General features: G+C 63.8%; 4 protein-coding genes. All 4 read right to left on the bottom strand.

The window, feature by feature from the left end; translation table 11 throughout:
* Positions 1–128: 2Fe-2S iron-sulfur cluster-binding protein (locus EN991_RS41710; protein WP_281058825.1), on the bottom strand; the 128-nt coding region annotated here is incomplete at its 3' end.
* Complete coding sequence (locus tag EN991_RS30935) at positions 125–391, bottom strand: sarcosine oxidase subunit delta (RefSeq protein ID WP_013528149.1); 267 nt, start codon at positions 389–391, stop codon at positions 125–127. The genes EN991_RS41710 and EN991_RS30935, both read right to left, overlap by 4 nt.
* A gap of 70 nt (positions 392–461) precedes the next feature.
* On the bottom strand, positions 462–1,715 hold the full coding sequence (locus EN991_RS30940) for a sarcosine oxidase subunit beta (protein ID WP_127370177.1): 1,254 nt from the start codon (positions 1,713–1,715) through the stop codon (positions 462–464).
* An 82-nt stretch (positions 1,716–1,797) separates the two neighbouring features.
* A partial coding sequence (locus EN991_RS30945; RefSeq protein ID WP_164769487.1) for an aminomethyltransferase family protein occupies positions 1,798–2,783 on the bottom strand: 986 nt, incomplete at its 5' end.

Here is a 2,783-nt window from a genome sequence, read left to right on the forward strand (position 1 = left end):
CCCGCCAGCAGCGCCGAGGCGATGGTGTCACCGGCAAAGCCTTGCACGATGGTTCCGTCGAAGCTGAAGCGGATCGGGCGCGAGCGGTCGATGGCGCTGCCGCCGGTGGCAAGACGTGAGGCGGTCACGCGACGTGCTCCCCGCCGAGTGCGGCCGAGGACAGCACCTTGTGGGTGACGGTGTCGCGCTCCATGACGAAGAACTCGCCGCAGTTCATGTGAACCCAGATTTCGCGCGCCGTGCCTTTCGGATTGGTGCGCAGATAGAGGTAATCAGCCCAGCGATCGATCGGCACATCGGCGCCATCCGGCCGCGCATTTCCGGCATCGCCGCCATAGTGGAATTCGGTTTCGTCGCGCGGGCCGCAGAATGGGCAAGGGAAAAGCTGCATAAAATCCTCAATCTTCGTCTTTATGCATGTCGTTCTCCCAAAACCGCTGCGTACTTTTGGGCGACATGCATCAGTGTGCGATGCCGGAGCCGGCCGCTTCGTCGATCAGCCGCCCGCTGGCGAAGCGATCAAGGTCGAACGGACGGCTGATGTGGTTGTGTTCGCCAGTCGCCAGCAGGTTCGCCAGCAGCGTGCCGCCTGCGGGAATGGCCTTGAAGCCGCCCGTGCCCCAGCCGCAATTGAGGAACAGGCCGGGCAGCGGCGAGGGGCCGATGATCGGCGAGGAGTCCGGCACGACATCGACGATCCCAGCCCATTGCCGCATCAGCTTGAGCTGGCCGAAGATCGGGAACATCTCCAAAAGGCCGGCGATCACCCCCTCCAGCGTCGGCAGATTGCCGCGCTGCGCGTAGGAGGGGATGCGGTCGAGCCCGCCGCCGATGACGATCTCGCCCTTGTCCGACTGGCTGACATAGACGCCGCAGCCGGGCGACAGCACCACCGTGTCGAGGATCGGCTTGACCGGTTCGGACACGCAGGCCTGCAGCGCATAGGAATTGATCGGCAGGCGGAAGCCGGCCTTGGCCGCCAGCACCGAAGAATGCCCGGCCACCGCCATGCCGATACGCTCGGCACGGATCGCGCCACGCGAGGTCTGGACGCCACGGCAGCGGCCGCCCTCGATGATGAAATCGGTGATCTCGCAGTTCTGGATGATGTCGACGCCGAGTCGGCTTGCGGCCCGCGCATAGCCCCAGGCGACCGCATCATGGCGTGCCGTTCCGGCCCTGCCTTGCCAGATACCGCCGAACACCGGGAAGCGTGCGTCCGGTGAAAAATTGTAGATCGGCGCCACCCGGCGCACATCGTCAGGCGAAAACAGCTCCGCATCGATGCCGTTGATCTGCATGGCGTTGACGGTGCGGGCGCCGATCTCCATCTCGCCGGTCGAGTGGCAGAGATTGACCATGCCGCGTTGCGACAGCATGACGTTGTAGTTGAGCTCTTTCGACAATCCCTCATAGAGCCGGTGCGCCAGCCCGTAGAGCTCGATGCTCTCCGGATAATAGTAGTTGGAGCGCACCACGGTGGTGTTGCGGCCGGTGTTGCCGCCGCCGATCCAGCCTTTTTCCAGCACCGCTACGCTGGTGATGTTGTGGTTCTTGGCCAGGTAATAGGCCGTTGCCAGCCCATGGCCGCCGCCACCGATGACGATCGCATCATAGGACAGTTTCGGCTCGGGCGAGCGCCACGCCGGTTGCCAGCCGGTTTGGCCGGCCAGGCCCTCCTTGAACAGCGAAAAGGCGGAATAGCGTGTGGTCATGACGTGCCGGACAGGCCTGATTTTCGGAAAGAAACGTGGATCATCGCATGGTCTTCCGCACTGACGTCACCGGTTCGATCGGTCATGCCCGCATCGCCTTGCCCAGTGGATCGTATGGCGACGAGGCGATGACGCGCGCACCTCTTTCGACGCCGACGATGTGGGTTGTCAACTGCGTATCGATATCAGCCACCTCGCGCTCGACCAGCGCCATGGCGAGGCTCTTGCCGACCGTATGGCCGTAGCCGCCCGAGGTGACGAAGCCAGCAAGCTTGCCTCTATACCAGACCGGCTCGTAACCGCTGGCATCGGCGTCCACCGCGTCGATTTCGAGCGTCACCAGCGTGCGCCTCGATGAAGCCTTCGGCTCCTTCCGGGCCGCCTCGCGGCCGATGAAATCGCCCTTGTCGAAAGCGATCCAGCGGTCCATCCCGGTCTCATCGGGCGTATAGTCCTGCGTGAACTCGCGCGACCAGATACCAAAGCTCTTTTCGAGCCGCAGCGAATTGACCGCGCCGAAGCCGTATTCGGTGACGCCCAGATCGCTGCCTGCGGCAAGCAGCGCGCGGCGCAGGCCTGCGTGCTCATTGGCCTGGCAATGGATCTCGTAGCCGAGTTCGCCGATGACCGAGAGCCGCCCGACTTTGGCCCGCACCAGCCCGACATCCAATGTCTTGCAGGCTAGAAAGCCAAAGGCCTCGTGCGAAACGTCCTGATGTGTGAGGCGCTCAAGCAGCATTCGCGCATTGGGACCAGCCAGCGAGAAACCGACGACCGCGTCTGAAATGTCGCGGACGGTGACGCCGTCGCTCATATGCTGCTCGAACCAGCGCATATGCCACTGCCGCAGATAGTAGGATCCCATGATCCACCAGGAGCCATCGCCCCAGTTGAAGACGGTGAGGTCGCCCTTGAGCTTGCCGTTTTCGCCGAGCATAGCCGCGAGCTTGGCGCGACCCGGATTGGGCAGCGCACAGGCAAGCAGCCGGTCGAGCCAAGCTTCCGCCTGCGGCCCGGCGATTTCGTAGCGTGAGAAGGCAGTGATATCGAGCAGACCGACGCCCTCGC

Origin of the sequence: Mesorhizobium sp. M7A.F.Ca.US.005.03.2.1 (assembly GCF_003997795.1) — a bacterium.
Taxonomy (GTDB): domain Bacteria; phylum Pseudomonadota; class Alphaproteobacteria; order Rhizobiales; family Rhizobiaceae; genus Mesorhizobium; species Mesorhizobium ciceri.